Annotated in this window: 14 protein-coding genes and 1 tRNA gene; 7 read left to right on the top strand and 8 right to left on the bottom strand. The window is 70.4% G+C overall.

Translation table 11 applies throughout. The annotated features are described in order from the left end of the window. Nucleotides 1–84: 84 nt before the first annotated feature. Nucleotides 85–174, top strand: a tRNA-Ser gene (locus IEY63_RS17585). 250 nt (nt 175–424) lie between these two features. After that, nucleotides 425–1,708, top strand: coding sequence for a hypothetical protein (locus IEY63_RS17580; protein ID WP_189070297.1), 1,284 nt, complete (start codon nt 425–427; stop codon nt 1,706–1,708). 58 nt (nt 1,709–1,766) lie between these two features. On the opposite strand, the gene IEY63_RS17575 is transcribed toward IEY63_RS17580, so the two are convergent. Next, nucleotides 1,767–2,939 carry an MFS transporter gene (locus IEY63_RS17575; RefSeq protein WP_189070296.1) on the bottom strand — a complete coding sequence of 391 codons (1,173 nt, stop codon included), beginning with the start codon at nt 2,937–2,939 and terminating at the stop codon, nt 1,767–1,769. Between the two features lie 15 nt (nt 2,940–2,954). Then, nucleotides 2,955–3,377 (bottom strand): cobalamin B12-binding domain-containing protein, encoded by a 423-nt coding sequence (locus IEY63_RS17570; RefSeq protein ID WP_189070295.1) that lies wholly within the window; start codon nt 3,375–3,377, stop codon nt 2,955–2,957. Nucleotides 3,378–3,522: 145 nt separating this feature from the next. Between IEY63_RS17570 and IEY63_RS17565 the strand changes: the two genes are divergently transcribed. Continuing rightward, complete coding sequence (locus IEY63_RS17565) at nt 3,523–4,668, top strand: META domain-containing protein (RefSeq protein WP_189070294.1); 1,146 nt, start codon at nt 3,523–3,525, stop codon at nt 4,666–4,668. 59 nt (nt 4,669–4,727) lie between these two features. Here the strand turns inward: IEY63_RS17565 and IEY63_RS17560 are convergent, their stop codons facing one another. Further along, the gene (locus tag IEY63_RS17560) at nt 4,728–6,704 is read right to left on the bottom strand and encodes an alpha-amylase family glycosyl hydrolase (RefSeq protein WP_189070293.1); all 1,977 of its coding nucleotides are present in this window, start codon (nt 6,702–6,704) and stop codon (nt 4,728–4,730) included. 306 nt (nt 6,705–7,010) lie between these two features. Beyond that, a complete protein-coding gene (locus IEY63_RS17555; protein WP_189070292.1) occupies nt 7,011–7,925 on the bottom strand; it encodes a DUF4384 domain-containing protein in 915 nt (304 codons plus the stop codon). Nucleotides 7,926–8,059: 134 nt separating this feature from the next. Here IEY63_RS17555 and IEY63_RS17550 point away from each other — a divergent pair, with 134 nt between their 5' ends. From IEY63_RS17550 to IEY63_RS17535, 4 genes are all read left to right on the top strand, one after another. Continuing rightward, nucleotides 8,060–8,608: a molybdopterin-binding protein gene (locus tag IEY63_RS17550; RefSeq protein WP_229784790.1), complete on the top strand. Its 549-nt coding sequence runs from the start codon at nt 8,060–8,062 to the stop codon at nt 8,606–8,608. Continuing rightward, entirely contained in the window at nt 8,605–9,852 is a 1,248-nt protein-coding gene (locus IEY63_RS17545; RefSeq protein ID WP_189070291.1) for a sensor histidine kinase, read from the top strand. Before IEY63_RS17550 ends, IEY63_RS17545 begins: the two co-directional genes overlap by 4 nt. A 53-nt stretch (nt 9,853–9,905) precedes the next feature. After that, nucleotides 9,906–10,892, top strand: a complete 987-nt coding sequence (locus IEY63_RS17540; protein ID WP_189070290.1) for a CAP domain-containing protein — start codon at nt 9,906–9,908, stop codon at nt 10,890–10,892. 78 nt (nt 10,893–10,970) lie between these two features. Next, nucleotides 10,971–11,537 (top strand): DoxX family membrane protein, encoded by a 567-nt coding sequence (locus IEY63_RS17535; RefSeq protein ID WP_189070289.1) that lies wholly within the window; start codon nt 10,971–10,973, stop codon nt 11,535–11,537. A gap of 38 nt (nt 11,538–11,575) precedes the next feature. Here IEY63_RS17535 and IEY63_RS17530 read toward each other — a convergent pair whose 3' ends face one another. The 4 genes from IEY63_RS17530 to IEY63_RS17515 form a co-directional block, all read right to left on the bottom strand. Continuing rightward, entirely contained in the window at nt 11,576–11,971 is a 396-nt protein-coding gene (locus IEY63_RS17530; protein ID WP_229784789.1) for a DoxX family protein, read from the bottom strand. 90 nt (nt 11,972–12,061) lie between these two features. Continuing rightward, nucleotides 12,062–12,283 (bottom strand): hypothetical protein, encoded by a 222-nt coding sequence (locus IEY63_RS17525; RefSeq protein WP_189070288.1) that lies wholly within the window; start codon nt 12,281–12,283, stop codon nt 12,062–12,064. Between the two features lie 74 nt (nt 12,284–12,357). Beyond that, nucleotides 12,358–12,900: a GNAT family N-acetyltransferase gene (locus tag IEY63_RS17520; protein WP_229784788.1), complete on the bottom strand. Its 543-nt coding sequence runs from the start codon at nt 12,898–12,900 to the stop codon at nt 12,358–12,360. Next, a complete protein-coding gene (locus tag IEY63_RS17515) occupies nt 12,884–13,519 on the bottom strand; it encodes a hypothetical protein (RefSeq protein WP_189070287.1) in 636 nt (211 codons plus the stop codon). The genes IEY63_RS17520 and IEY63_RS17515 overlap by 17 nt, the downstream gene beginning before the upstream one ends. Nucleotides 13,520–13,559: the final 40 nt, after the last annotated feature.

Genomic DNA, 13,559 nt, shown 5'->3' with positions numbered 1-13,559 from the left:
AGTGGCCTTACACCGGGTTTACTTTGGGGGGTGTGGAGGCTCGGCTTGCACTTCCCCCGCGAAGCCGCTACTCTGCTGTGCGCTGGAACGGTGTCCGAGTGGTTGAAGGAGCACGCCTGGAAAGCGTGTATAGGTGCAAGCTTATCGAGGGTTCGAATCCCTCCCGTTCCGCCAGATGCGCCGGGACTCCTGAACTGGAGTCCCGGCGTTGCTTTTTCCGGCAGATGCGTGTCTGTGGGGAACTGAACGCGGCTGCTCCGGGGTCTGGATGAGGCGAAGCCTGAGCAAGATATTAGACTCGGTCAATTTTTGAACCGGGAGGACTTTTTTTCGCCGGAGTGGGAGGGTACGGTGGTCGTCGCACCAACAACTCAGCCCAGCCGGAAACCGGTTTCCGGCATTCTTTCCTGCCCGGAGGCCCATCATGATCCGACGTTCTGCTGCCCTGCCTGTCCTGCTCCCCGCCTTGCTGGCCGCCTGCGGCACCCCTACCGTCCCCACCACCAGCCCTGGCGCGGCCCAGCCCGGTCTGCCCGACGGGTTCAGTGAGGCCCTCGTCGCCGAGGCGGCCAAGGGAGGCACCTCCGGCACGCTGCGCGCCCAGGCGGCCAGCTGCCCCACCCAGCTGGCCCTCCCGTACGGGCAGAGCGGACTGGACACCGGCCTGTACTGGTACAGCAAGGGAGAAACCGGTTCCCTCGGCGGGGTGGGCTGCAAGGCCCGCAGTGACGGCGCCGCCATGACCGGCTACTACGACCCCGCCAAGCCCGTGCTGGTCTTCGTGCACGGATGGCAGAACGGCAGCACCGTCGCGGGCGTGCGCGACAACTTCTACTTCAGCGAGGCCAGCCGCAACGTCGCCGACGCCTGGATCGACGCCGGGTGGAACGTCGCCCTGTACCAGTGGACTCAGCTCGCCGATGACGAGGGCACGGCGGGCGCGCCGTACCACTCGCAGGCGAAGATCTGGACGCCCACCTACACGTATCAGGACACCTACGGCCGCACCCAGAGCATCAACATGCGCTACCGCACGCCGGGCGGCACGTACTCGACTGCTGGGATGCCCACCGCCAGTGCCGGGCAGCTGTTCTACACGGCCTATAAAAGCGCCCTGAGCCAGTGGACGTACGCCGGAACCGAGGGCGTGCGCGTCATGGGCCACTCGCTGGGCGCGCAGATGGCTCTGGCCATGACCGACAAGGCCTACGCCGACACGGGCCTGAGCAGCGCCAAGCGCCCAAAGCGCGTGGTGCTGGCCGACCCGTACTGGACGCCCGCCAGCGCCGGGTACGGGCACAGCTACGCGTTCCTGAGCCCCGACGTGAACCCCGCCGCGCGCAGCGCCCGCATCGCGCAGAGCCTCAAGGGGCAGGGCGTGGCCGTCGAGTGGATCAAATCCAGCCACGTGAACGACCTGGGCGGCGACAACAACACGGCCATGGCGAAATTCATCAGCCGCACCGAGATCTTCCCCGAGTACGTGTTCGACCTGAACCCCGCCAGCGGCGTAGCCCGCAAGCACAGCGTCGCGCCCCGCTGGTACCTGTGGAGCAAGTCCTTCGCGCCCGCCGGGGCCGTGAGCGCCGCCAACACACTGAGCGGAGCGAGCACCGTCATGAACAGCGGTGTGCGCTACGACCAGAACGGCGGGCGGAGCAGCACCACGCCGGGCGACGACACCTTCGTCAGCGCCGCGAACCCCTGAACCGGGAAAGGGGAGGGGGCACCAGGGAAGTCAACCCCGGTGCCCCCTCTGCCCCGCGTTACGCCGGGCTGGGCCGGGCGCGCCACGCGCTGACCAGCGGCAGCGCCGCCAGCACCGCGCAGGTAATCGCCAGCGGTGGGAAGCCCGCGCGCGCGATCACCGCGCCGCCCAGCAGGGTCCCCAGGCCCGCCGCGACGTACCCCAGGCTGTCCGTCACGCCCTGCGCCGCCGGGAAGCGGGTCAGGGCCTTGCTGCCCGACACGAACACCAGATTCCAGCCCAGGCCCAGCAGGAACATGCTGACGGCCAGCCACCCCTCACCGGTCAGGGGCGCCGTTAGGGCCGCGGCCGCGAGGAGCAGCGCGCCGCTCACGTAGCCGAAGCGCAGGCCCAGCCGGTCGATCAGCGGGCCGGTCAGCCAGCCGAACCCGAACATGCCCAGAATGTGCCCGCTGATCAGCGCGGCAATCGAGGCGTGATCCAGGCCCATGTGATGCGCGCGCAGTGGCGTGAGACTCATCAGCGTGACCATCAGGCCCTGCGCGGTCGCCACCGCCAGCGCCGTGGATTTCACGCCAGGAATCTGGAACGCGGCCGCCAGGGGTAGGCGCTCACGGCGGACCTGGGCGGGACCGGTCAGGGGCTGCCAGGACAGGATCAGCAGCGCGGCCACGCCCAGCAGCGCGCCGCCCACCAGCCACCCCGTGACTTCCGGCGTGGCGCCCAGCGCGGCCCCGAGCCACTCGATGGGGTGCGCGAAGCCCGTCATCACGAACGAGCCCAGCACGCTCATGAGCATCAGCGCGCCCAGCGCCGTGCCGCGCCGCGCGTCGGGGACGCTCTCGGCCGCGGCGTAACGGGCCTGCTGGTAGCCGCCCTGCGCGGCGCCCATCAGCATGGCACCCAGCAGGAACAGCGGCGTGAGGCCCGCGCGGGCGCCCAGGAAACCCACCAGGGATCCCACCGTGCCCAGCGCGAACGCCAGGCTCAGGCCCGGGCGGCGGCCCCGGCGCAGCATCAGCGCCCCGAACAGCCCCGCCGAGGTGGCCGCCGACGCCTGAATCAGCGTGCTGGGCAGCCCCGACAGGGCCTCGCTGCCCAGACCCGACATGATCAGGCTGGCCAGCACCGTGCTGACGGTCGTCGCGCCGGTCGCCAGCGCCTGCGCCGCGTACAGCGGGGCCAGTCGCGCGGCCCCGCTCAGCGCGGCGGGGCGGGCGACGTCACGCACGGCAACCGGCTGGGGTCACGCCTCGCCCTGCGCCTGCCAGCGGGCCTGCACGGCGCCGCGCAGGTACGTGGCGGCGTCCTCGGTGCTGGCGCCCGGCGTGAACACGCGGCCCACGCCCAGGTCCTTCAGGATGGGCAGGTCCTGATCGGGGATGATGCCTCCCCCGAACACGATGATGTCCTCGGCACCACGGGCGCGCAGCAGGCCCATCACCTCGCGGAAGTAATGCATGTGCGCGCCGGACAGGACACTCAGGCCGATGGCATCCACGTCCTCCTGCACGGCGGCGTTCACGATCATCTCGGCCGTCTGGCGCAGGCCGGTGTAGATGACTTCCATGCCCGCGTCGCGCAGGGCGCGCGCCACGACCTTCGCGCCCCGGTCATGGCCGTCCATGCCGGGTTTGGCGATCAGCACTCGAATTCGGCGGTCTTCCATGATTCCTCCGGTGCCCGCCAGGGCCTGCGCGGCAGAGCCGCAGCGAACCTAACGGGCGTTTGGGGCATTCTACGCGCTGCCCGGCGCGGCCGTCCGGCCTCCCCATCATCACCCGCCGGTCAGCTGCGCGGGGTACAACCGGAACATGAGCGCCCTGCTGACCACCCTGACCCTCGCGGCCCTGGCCGCTGCCCCCTCCTCGGCCCCGGGCGCCGCGCCGGTCACCGCAGAGAGCGTCACGTGGACGCTGCGCAACCTGCAACCCACCGGTCAGGCCGTCATCACGCCGGGCGCGGCCCTGACCCGCCCGACCCTGCGCCTGACGGGCAGTGGCGCCGCGCTGACGGTGTCGGGCAGTACCGGGTGCAGCCCCCTGACGGGTCAGGGCGCCGTGAAGGGGCAGGCGCTCGTGCTGCGCGGCGTGCAGGGCGGCAGCAGTGAGCGCTGCACCGACGCCGCCCTGAGCCTGCGCGAGGATTACCTGCGCTTCCTGCGCACCACCACCCGCCTGGACGTCAGTGGGAACACCCTCACGCTCACCGGCGGGGCGGGCCGCCTGACCTTCACCCGCGCCGGAGGCCCCATGACCAGCAGCCCCACCGCGACGCCCAACAGTGACCTGGACGGCACCTGGCAGACCCGCGTGACCCCGGGGCCAGTGGGCCCCGAGCGGGGGCAGGCGCTCCTGCGCGTCACGTTCAGCGGCGCAAAGGTCACGGTCGCCGGACTGGCCGGCTGCAACACCGTGACCGGTTCGGGCGCCTTGGTCGGGCAGCAGGTGGTATTCGGGACGGTGGCCTCCACCCGCAGACTGTGCCCGGGTACGGTCGGCGCAGCGGAAAACCGCCTGCTGGCCCTGCTGCGCGCCCCGCTGACCATCGAGCGCCAGGGCGCGGCGCTGGTGCTGCGCGGCCAGACCGGCCAGCTGACCCTGACCCGCACGCCCGCCCCAGCCGCCCCCAGCAGCGCCCTGCCCGACCCGGCGGCCACGTACACCCTGACCCGGCTGAACGGCCAGCCGCCGCGCCCCACCCTGCGGCCCGTCACGCTGAGCTTCAAGGACGGCCGACTGGGTGGCAGTGACGGCTGCAACTCCGTGGGCGGCGCGTACACGGTCCAGGCGGGCCGCGTGGAACTCACCGGGGGACTGGTGGGCACGAAGATGGCCTGCACGGACCAGCCCGGCGTGGACTTCCAGACCCTGTTCGATCAGCGCCCCACCCTGAGCGTGCAGGGCGGCACGCTGATCCTGAAGACGGCCGAGGACACCTGGGAATTCCAGGCGCGCTGACGTAAGGCAGAAGGCACCCGGGAACGTCCCATGGTGCCTTCTCGCTGCGTGGGTGGGGCTTACTGCCAGGTGCCGCCGTTGTATGTGGTGCTGCCCGAGGCGGGCGTGGTCAGGGTGCGGTTGCTGCCGCCTTCCCAGGTGACGCTGGCGCCGCTGTCGCCGGGTTTCTTGATGAACTTGAACTGCGCGGCCACGCTGGGCGGCAGGCTGACGGTGGTCTTCCAGGTGCAGGTGCTGCCCGAGCAGCCGCTGGGCGTCATGGCCAGCGCGGAGGCGGTGTTCCAGGCGCCCAGCTCGGCGCGGTCGCCCACGAGGTACACGTCCTGCCCGAAGTACGTGCTGGCGCTGACCTGGAAGGTGACGCTCACGGCCGTGCCGCCGGTCCCGCCGGTGCCGGTCGCCCCGGCGCGGTAGATGCCCATCTTGCCCGCGCCGATCGTGACGGGCAGCTTGCCGTTGGTGACGGTCGCGCTGCTGGGCGCCCCCTCGGCGAGCAGGTCGTTGAAGACCGTGCCGTTCGTCAGGGCGCTCTTGTCGGCCGCGCTGATGCCGGTGTTGCCCTGGATGTCCAGGTTCACGCTGGCGGCGCTGGCCGAGGTGTTCACGAGCACGATGACGCGGTTGGCGCCGCTGCCGCGGTAGAAGGCGTACACGTTCTGCCCGCCGTTGGGGCGCCACATCTCGGCGTAGCTGCCCTTCCAGAGGGACTCGTTGCCCTTGCGGACCGCGATGAGTTTCTTGGTGAGGTCGTACGTGACCTTGGGGGTCGCGCCGCCGGCCACGAAGTTCGCCTGCGTGGCGTTGCGGCCGGTGTCCGTCCAGGCCCAGCCCGGCATGTCGCGGCGGTTGTCGGGGTCGGAGCCGCCGTACATACCCAGTTCGTTGCCGTAGTACAGCTGCGGGATGCCGGGCATGGTCATCAGCAGGCCCAGCGCGTTGCTGTAGCGGGCGCGGATCTCGGCCTCGGCGACGGCGCTGCCGGGTTCGTTCACGAAGCGCGGCACGTCGTGGTTGTCGAGCAGGTTCACCTGCAGCAGCGTGCGGTCCAGGCCGAAGGTGGTCAGCGTGGACTGCATGCGGGTCGCCAGGGTGTCCAGGCTGCCGCCCTTGCCGACCGAGTCCACCATGGCCTGACGCAGCGGGAAGTTGAAGGTGGAGTCGAAGCCCGCGTCGAGGTAGGTCTTGAGCTTGTTCAGGTCGCCGGAATCGAAGACCTCGCCCAGCAGGAAGGTGTTGGGCCGCGCGGCGAGCACGCCGGGCACCCAGGAGCTCTGCCAGTAGCTGGTGGGGGCGTGCTTGACGGTGTCCATGCGGATGCCGTCGATGGCGTACGTGCTGGTCCAGGTCTTGGACAGGTTGGTCAGGTACGTGGCGACGGTGCTGTCTTCCTGCCGGAAGTCGGGGAGGCCCGCCAGTGGGCAGTTCACCTCGTCGCCAGTGCAGTTGCTGTGGAACCAGGAGGGGTTCTGGCTGACGATGCGCGCGCCGTACCCGGCGTGGTTGACGACCATGTCCATCATGTACTTCTGGCCGCCCGCGTGCAGGTCGCTGATCAGGCCGCTGAGGTCGGTGCTGGTGCCCAGTTTGGGTTCGATGGCGGTGTCGTTGGGGTTGGTGTAGTCGGGCCAGTAGCCGTGGTAGCCGCACTGGCTACCGTTGACGATGGGCACCTGCTTGTACACGGGGGTGGTCCAGAGGGTGGTGGCGCCCAGGTCGCGGATGTAGCTCAGCTTGTTGCGCAGGCCCTGGAGGTCGCCGCCGTGGAATTTGGTGGCGTTGGCGGTGTCGAGGCAGTTGGGCTGGCCGAGCCCGTCGTTGGAAGTAGTTCCATTCGAGAAACGGTCGGGCATGACGAGGTAGATCACCTGCTGCCGCCAGGCGTCGATGTTCGTGCCACTGATGGCCTGGGACGTGACGGTTCCCGCATTGGAAACGGTTCCAGCCTGGGCAGGCGTCGGAGCGGAGGAGCAGGCGGAAAGAAGAAGAGCAGCCGAAAGCGCACCCGCGCCAGCGCGGGCCAGGACAGAACGTTTCATACGAAACCCCCGGGACTGGTTCCACAACGGCGTGGAACCGGTTTCAAGATTTTTGGTGCCTGCCAATCATAAACGACCGTACACCAGCCCCCGCAAGGGGTACCGGCCACCTGACCGGACAAAAACCTAGACAACCTGTCCACATTGGCTTGCTCTGCCCGGACGACCGCCTCACCCGACACTCCAGCTCCTCCGACGCTGCCGATGACAGAAAGCAGCGGAGTGAGACTTTCTCTCACTCCGCTGTTCCCGCTGCTTGTAGCCTGCCAGCGGTGCCGCGCTCTTACGTGCCGCCCGCTGTCAGCCTCAGCGGCGCTCCACCTTGATCTCCACCCGGTTGCCCTTGCGCTTCACGGTCAGTTCCGCCTTACCACCGTTGGCCCGGCGGTACTCACTGTGCACCTCACTGGGCTTGCTCTTCAGCTCGGTCAGGGTGTACCCCTCGGCACGCAGGAACGCAGCATACCGGTCATGCAGGGCGCGCAGATCCGCCTGGTTCGCCACGGTCGTGCTCCACTCCCGCGCGTTGCCCCAGGGGCTTGCAGGCTGCACCGTGACCGACAGGGCCTGCGCGGTCCGCGGGGCAGGCTGCGCCGCCGTGGGTGCGGCAGCCGGGGCCGTGCGCAGCGGGGCCGCCGTGGCCGTGGGCGCGGCCACCGCGTAGAACGCCGTGTCCGTCACCCAGCTGTTCTGCGGCACCGGCGTCACCACGATGCTCAGCGCCTGCGCCAGCCCCGCCTGACCACTCACGGTCACACTCGCGAAACTGTTCTGCGACTTGAACGACGCGATCTGATCCAGATTCAGCGGCGTGCGGCTGGCCAGGGCCAGCACCTTGTTCACCCCGTACGGCGCGGCAATGTCGAACGTGAACGGATCACCGGCACTGGGGAACGCCTTGACCGTGTTCGCCTTCAGGAAGTTCGCGCCCCCCTGGAACCGGTTGGGCAGGATTAGGTCCACCTGTCCCTGCGGGTCCACGTTGAACAGATACACGTACGCGTCCTGATTCACGCTGGTGAACAGCCTGATCTTGTCGCCCGGGCGGTAGGACGGCGTGCCCGCACCACTGCTGTCACGGTCCGTCCAGACCTTCACGCTCAGGTCAGTGGCGACCGGATTGACGATGATGCTCTGCGCACTCAGGGTCGGGGCGGCCAGGGCCGGACCACCCAGACCCAGCGTGGCGCTCAGCACAGTCAGGAACAGTTTTGTCTTCATGAAGACCACTGTGCCCCCCGAGCGTGACCTGAGCCTGACGCCCGGCCCACGGGTTCACGCGGCTCCTCTCAGACCCTTCACATGCCGGCGCTGCCTTCCTTGAGCGCGGGCGCATCCCCGCCTACAATCACGGCGTGACCCGGCGCGCCCCTGCCCTCAAGGCCACCCTGAGCGTCCTGCTGCTCCTGGGCCTGGCGCAGCCCGGTCAGGGCGCCCCGGCCAGCTGGCCGGCCTTCACGTACGCGCACGGCCCGCGTCCTGCGCCGCCCCGCGCGCCAGGCGAGGCGACCCTGCTGGAGCTTGCCGGTCCGGCCGGGCCCATCCGGCTGACCCTGAAACAGCTTCAGGCGCTGCCCGCCGTGCGCTACGCCACCCTGCACCGCCAGCTGCAGCGGACCTTCACGTACCAGGGGGTCACGCTGCGCGACCTGGCTGTCCGTGGGGGGTTCGCCGGACGTGACCTGCGCGTGTACGCCTCGAACGGGTACTTCACGACCGTCCTGGCGCGGGATTACATGAATGACCCCATCATGCTGGCCTACAGCGCCGACAACCGGCCCATCTCGCCCGAGGCGAAAGGGCCGCTGACCGTCGTGCTGCCCCCGCAGCCTGCCCGCTACCACAGCGCCGCGTACAGCGCCGCCTGGGTGTGGTTCGCCGAGCGCATCACCCCGGTGAAATGACGGTTCCCACCCGCGTCCAGCGGCGCACCCTGATGCGCGAACTCCTGCTGGCGCTGCTGCCCCTGCTGGCCACCGTGACCCTCCTGGCCCTGGCCACGCAGCCCGCCTACCGCGCCCTGCTGCGCAACGGCCTAGGCGTGCGACCCTACGCCTACCAGGGCCTCGTGCAGGACCTCCTGCAGTACCGCGCGGACCTGCTGGACCCAGCCGTGAACGCCGCCGCGCGCGAAGCCAGCTTTGAGCGCGCGCTGGGCAGTGCCCGCAACCGCGCGCAGTTCGCGTACCTGAATGACATCGAGGCGCAGGATGACTTCCGGCTGCTGAACGTGCAGCGCGGCCTGGAAGCGCGCAGCAGCGCGGGCCTGCGCCGCGCCATTCAGGACGCCTTCGGCCTGAACAACATCGCCCGGGACTACGGAGCCGCGCAGGGCGAGGCCTACCAGCTCGCCTTTCTGGAGTTGCGGCGCGCGCTGATTGCCAGCGCGATCTTCGCCGGCCTGCTGAGCCTCCTCCTGACGCTGCGCGCCCTGCTGCTCTGGCGCGCCGACGTGCTGCGCGCCCACACCCGCGAGGAACGCCAGCGGGACGCCCTGAAGCTCGCCAGCCACGAGATGCGCCGGCCCCTCCAGGCGCTGCTGCTGGCCGCGGACGCCCTGCGGTCCGCGCAGAACCCGGCGGCGCAGCAGCGCCTGCTCACGCAGATCGAGGACAGTGCCGCGCAGCTCGCCAGCCGCGCCGACCTGACCCGCCTGAACGACCTGTACCTGGACGTGACGCTGCGCGTGCAACCCACGGACCTGGGCGACCTGGTCCGCCGCTTTTCCTCCAGCCGGGTGCACGTCACGGCCCCCCCGCAGCCCCTGGTGTGGCCGGTGGATCCCAACCGCGTGCGGCAGATGCTGGAGAACCTCGTGGAGAATGCCGTGAAGTACACCGAAGGTACGGTGGAACTCACGCTGGACGCCCCCGGCGGCCCGCCGCGCGTGCAGGTCCGTGATCACGGGCCCGGGATGAGTGACGAGGTGCGGGGCCGGGTCTTCCTGCCCTATGAGCGCGGTCCGCGCAGCCTGGGCCCCGGCAGCGGCCTGGGGCTGCCGCTGGTGCGCCGCTACGCCCGCGCGCACGGGGGAGACGTGATGCTCACGCACGCGCCCGGCGGTGGCCTGCTGATCACCCTGACCTTCGGGCAGGCGTCGCCGCACGTGTCCGCCCCGGACCCACGGGGCAACCTGACGGGCACCTGATCTTCGGGGTGACTTCACAGCGCCAGGGGTTAAGCATCCCTTAATCTCAGGGTGTGTCTGCCGCGCCGCTTCGCCGCACCCTGACCCTCCTGCTCGCCGCGGCGCTGTCGGCCGCGGCCGCCCAGAGCGGCACCCTCTTCCGCGTCGGGTACAGCGTCAGCGGCGATCACCTCGCCCCGCTGACCATCACGCTGAACGCCGCCGCGCCCGCCGGGCACAGCGTCACCTGGACCTTCGGCGACGGCGGCACCAGCACCGGCGAGCAGGTCGCGTACACCTACTACCGGCCCGGCACCTACCAGATTCAGGTGTCCCTGCTGGACAGCCAGGGCCGGACCGTCAGCCGCACCGAGATTTCCATGAGTGTCCGCAGCAGCGGCGCCGAACACGCCGACCTCACAGTCCTGCACGCCGCAGACGGCACCGTCCGCCTGAGTGGCCTGGGCAGCGTCCTGTACCGCCCGGGCCCGGTGCGCCTGCTGCTGAACGGGCGCGAGGTCACCGGCCCGCAGCGCCTGAACAGCGGCAGCAACACCGTCACCGCTCAGGGCACCACCAGCGCCGGGCAGACGGTGCAGCGCCAACTGACCCTGACGGCCGCCGCCCTGACCGCCAGCCCCGCCTTTGACAGCGAGGTGCTGCGCCTGACCAACCAGGCCCGCGCCCAGGGCTGGAACTGCGACGCCAAACGCCCCGGTGGGCCCGCCCTGCCCCCCCTGAAGGGCAACCCGACCCTCGACCTGGCGGCGCAGGCCCAGTCGAGCGGCATGGCCCTGTACGGTTACTTCGATCACACCAGCGCCCTGGACGGCAGCAGCCCCATGCGCCGCGTGCAGGCCGCCGGCCTGAACCCCGGCAGTGTCGCCGAGAACATCGCCGCCGGACAGCAGACCCCGAAGGAGGTCGTGGACGCCTGGCTGCGTAGCCCCGGCCACTGCCGCAACATCATGGGGGACTTCACGCTGGTCGGGCTCAGCTACGTCAACCGCCCAGGCACGAAATTCACGCGGTACTGGACGCAGGTGTTCGCGCGCCCCTGACGTAATGCGCCGGTAATGGCCGCCGCGCACCCTGAGGGCCGCGCGGTCCCCTCGTTCCCGGACCGCCGGGAGGCAGAGATGAGCACCATCCTGAGCACCCCCACCACGCCCAGCGCGGCACACACCGTCCCGGAAGGCCGCCTGTCCCACCTGCTGTTCGCCGACACCCGCCTGACCCCCCTGTGGGCGCTGCTGCGCATCTACGTGGGCGTCCAGTGGTGGCTGGCCGGCTGGCACAAGGTCACGGGCGGCGGCTGGATCGGCGCGGACGCGGGCGGCGCGGTCAGCGGATTCCTGAACGGCGCGCTGGCCAGGACGGGCGGGGATCACCCGGACGTGACGCGCGGGTACGCGTGGTTCATTGAGCAGGTGGCCCTGCCGAACGCGGCGCTGTTCTCGCACCTCGTGACGTTCGGGGAGCTGACCGTGGGGGCTGCCCTGATCCTGGGCCTGTTCACGGGCGCCGCGGCGTTCCTGGGAGGGTTCCTGAACGCCAACTTCCTGCTGGCGGGCGCGGTCAGCAGCAACCCGCTGCTGTTCATCCTGGCCACGTGGCTGGTGCTGGGCTGGCGGGTGGCGGGCTGGCTGGGCCTGGACCGCTGGGTGCTGCCGCGCGTCGGCGTCCCGCGCGGCCGGGCCTCATAGCCCAGGAGCCTGCCCCCCCAGGCCCCGCGGGTGCGTGCTCAGCGGGACCCGGGGGAGCGGCGGCCTGCGCGCCACACCGCCCAGATCAGCAGCGGTTGCAGCGGCAGCCGTCCCCACGCCACCAGCGGACTCACGTGGAAGCGCGGCGGATCCTGCGCCATCCAGAGGTTCGCCGGGAATACCGCGACCAGCAGGACGATCAGGCCCCAATGCGCGGCCGGGCGGGTCCCCGGGTGCAGCAGCCCCAGGCCGCCGAGGAGTTCGGCCGCGCCGCTGATCACCGTGGCCTGCCGGGGCGTCATGGGCACCCACGGGGGCACGATCCGGTCAAAAAAAGTGGGGGTCACGAAGTGAAGCGTTCCCGCCGTGACAAACAGTGCCGAGAGCAGCAGCGCGCCCACGCCGGGCCGGTAGGAAACAGGAGAGGAAGCCACCAGCAGAGGGTACGCCGGACCTGCGGGGCCAGGCGGGAAAAAAGGGAGCCGCTGCGGGGCTCCCCTGGGGTTCAGTTGTGCTGCTGAGGATCAGCCGTGACTGGCAGGAACGTTGCGGGCATCCTCGCGGTCCTGAAGTTCCTTGTCGCTCAGCCCGTCGTGGGTGTTGCGCGGCGCCTTGGCCTCGCGGTCATTGGCGCTCTTCAGTGACGCGTCGTGCCCGTCCGCGATGTCCTGCACTTCCTTCTCGGTGCGGTCGTACTGCTGCGGCTGGCTGGTGTGCCCACTGTTCTTGTCGTCTTTGTCCGGCATGGCTTCAGCGTGCCAGCTGCCCGCACGAGAAACCGCCGGGTGCCGTGAACGGAACTTGATCTGTGAAGAGGGCCTCAAGTGCCCGGCGAGGTGTACACCCGCACCCAGGGGTGGGTGCCGTCCGGGTCGGTCCAGGCGGCCCGCGTGCGCGTCCGGAACCGCCAGCCTCCGCGTTCGTACAGGCGCACGGCGGGAGCGCTGTGCTCGTTCACCTGAAGTGCCGCCCCCACATCCCGCGCCTGCACCTCGCGCAGCACGTGCGTCAGCAGGGCGCGCGCCGCGCCACTCCGCTGCGCACCGGGGTAGACGAACAGCCGCTTGACCTCCAGCGTCCCGGCCGGCAGATCCGCCCTCACCGCCCAGTCCGGGTGGGGGTCCGGCAGCGGGGCCAGCAGCACCTGACCCACCACCTGCCCTGCCCGCTCGGCCACCCACGCCTCGGCGGTTTCCCCGCCTGGACCGGCGACGAACGCGGCGGGATCGTCCGGCCACACCGACGGGTAGCCCACCGCGCCGTGCACGTCCCGCAGCACTTGCACCAATGTGCTCAGGTCGGCGGGCCTGCGGGCGCGCACCACGACCGGCGCGCCGCGGGCCAGGTCAGCGGCGGACGGCAATTTCCGCCACCCGCTCGGGCAGCGTGTCCGTGACGGTGACCTGGAAGAACGTTCCGAGCAGCTGCCCGGTGAGTTCGATCACGCTGTACAGGGCCACGTTGCACCGCTCACTGCCGAACGCCACGGCGAACAGACCGTCCTCCAGCAGGCCCGCGCCGTCCGTCACCTCCGTCCCGATCTTCCACCGGGGCAGACTGGCGCCCTGATCCAGCGGCAGCAGGAGTTCCCCGGTGTACGTGCTGCCGTCCGGATTCTGACCCCTGACCGCCACCCGCGCGGACTTCAGGCCGTCCCAGGTGAACGTCTCGGTTCCCGTGGCCTGGCCACTGTACGTCCAGACGCCGCTGAACACATTGCCTTGTTGCTCGTACAGGGCGATCCCGCAGTCGGGGTTCCCGTACGCGACGGCCACGGCGTCACCCACCCGCAGGCCCAGCCCGGTGACTTTGCCGCCGTCCCAGTCGAAGGTCAGGCCCTTGCCGCTGACGGTCACGCGCAGCGTCGAGGTTTCCACCTGGCCGTCCCGCAGGTAGCGCCGCACATCGTAAGTCCCTTCGGCCGTGTCCGCCAGCGCGGAACCGAGGAGCAGGGCGCAGGCCAGCGGAACGAGTCGTCGCATGGGATCATCATGTCAGAAGGGCCGCGCAACGTCGCGGACA

It is taken from the genome of Deinococcus radiotolerans, assembly GCF_014647435.1.
Taxonomy (GTDB): Bacteria; Deinococcota; Deinococci; order Deinococcales; family Deinococcaceae; genus Deinococcus; species Deinococcus radiotolerans.
The sequence above is the reverse complement of the archived record's forward strand: the minus strand, read 5'-3'. Positions and strand labels throughout refer to the sequence as shown.